Origin of the sequence: Blautia hominis, from assembly GCA_002270465.1 — a bacterium.
Classification (GTDB): domain Bacteria; phylum Bacillota; class Clostridia; order Lachnospirales; family Lachnospiraceae; genus Blautia; species Blautia hominis.
In genome coordinates, this window is record NQOF01000023.1 from 1 (window position 1) to 1,447 (window position 1,447).

General features: G+C 39.2%; 3 protein-coding genes. All 3 read left to right on the top strand.

Annotation, left to right across the window (positions count from 1 at the left end):
* The first annotated feature begins 88 nt into the window (after nt 1–88).
* The 3 genes from CI595_RS25730 (at nt 89) to CI595_RS27465 (ending at nt 1,424) form a co-directional block, all read left to right on the top strand.
* A complete protein-coding gene (locus tag CI595_RS25730) occupies nt 89–694 on the top strand; it encodes a transposase family protein (protein WP_162291978.1) in 606 nt (201 codons plus the stop codon).
* 64 nt (nt 695–758) lie between these two features.
* Nucleotides 759–1,130, top strand: a complete 372-nt coding sequence (locus tag CI595_RS26870; RefSeq protein WP_243135281.1) for a hypothetical protein — start codon at nt 759–761, stop codon at nt 1,128–1,130.
* Nucleotides 1,131–1,169: 39 nt separating this feature from the next.
* Entirely contained in the window at nt 1,170–1,424 is a 255-nt protein-coding gene (locus CI595_RS27465) for a transposase (RefSeq protein WP_279233406.1), read from the top strand.
* The last annotated feature ends 23 nt before the right edge of the window (nt 1,425–1,447 follow it).

Genomic DNA, 1,447 nt, shown 5'->3' on the forward strand with positions numbered 1-1,447 from the left:
GGGTTCTTCCGCAATTATCCGTTTTTTACTTCCGATGGATTTATTTCTGTGATAAAATGTTGGTATCAAATAAAGGCGGTAAATGATAATGAATGATTTGTTGAAGTTGGATATATTTTTCCCAGGTGAGTTGCTGTCAATTACTTCTGTTGACCATGAGGACAGTTCTATTCATATTAAAATGCGATCCAAAACACATTCTTCCAAATGTCCGGAGTGTGGTCAGGAAACCGAAACTTATCATGGGACATATTTACGCAAAGTTCAGGATCTGCCGATTCTGGGAAAAACAGCACGACTTCATATAACAGCTCATGAGTATGTTTGTAATAATGAATCATGTTCAAAAGTTACATTTGCTGAAGATTTTGACGGATTTCTCAGTTATTATGGACGCATGACAGAACGATGTGCTGATTTCATCTGCATGCTGGCCATGGAAACCAGTTGTGAAGGATGTGCCCGTATCTGTCATGCAATGAATCTTCAAATCAGTGGAGACAGCGTGATCCGTCTTTTAACCAGACGTTATCGTTTGCAGCCAGTCTCAGAATGTGGAAGCGCCATCGGTGTTGATGATTTTGCATTTAAAAAGCGTCATACCTATGGAACAATCATTGTCGATCAGGCTACCCACAGGCCAGTTGCGATTCTTGATGGGCGTGATGGAATGACTGTATCATGCAATCCATGAATATTTAGAAGCCGGATACAGCAAACGCGCGATATCTAAAATGCTTCATTGCAACAGAAATACAGTGACCAAATATCTTGAGGGAGACTATGATTCTTTATGCCGCAAAAACTTTTACAGCGGAATGGATCAATTTTATGATTATGTCATCAAAGAGTTATCTTCTGGTGTGAGCAGGAAAGATGTTTTTCGAAATCTCATCCAAAAAGGTTACAAAGGCGGCCAGACAGCGGCTTATGATTACATGAATAAGATCATAGAGCGTTTTCATATTGACATTGCGCTCTACAGAAGTTCTTCACCGGATGCTGTTCAGAAAAAGAAAAAGCTTCATAAATATGACCACATATCAAGAAATGGTATCTTCCGTTTCCTATGGATGAACCACGAGATAACGGATCATCATAAATCATATCTGATGGATACTTATCCGTAACTTAGCACGCTGAAGTCATGCATTCGGGAATTTCGGGAGATTTTTCAAAAGAAAAACATGCCGTGCCTATATCTGTTTATTGAAAAATATAAAAACAGTGATTTGAAAGAGCTTTCCCGTTTTGCTTCCGGACTGGAAAAAGATTTATCTGCCGTAGAAAATGCTGTAGCCAGCCCTTTATCTAATGGTTTTGTTGAGGGTACAAACAGCAAATTGAAAATGATAAAACGTACCATGTATGGTCGTTGTGGCAAGGAATTATTGGCCGCAAAGCTTATATTGTCAAATCGCTAATACGGATAATTGCGGAAGAACCC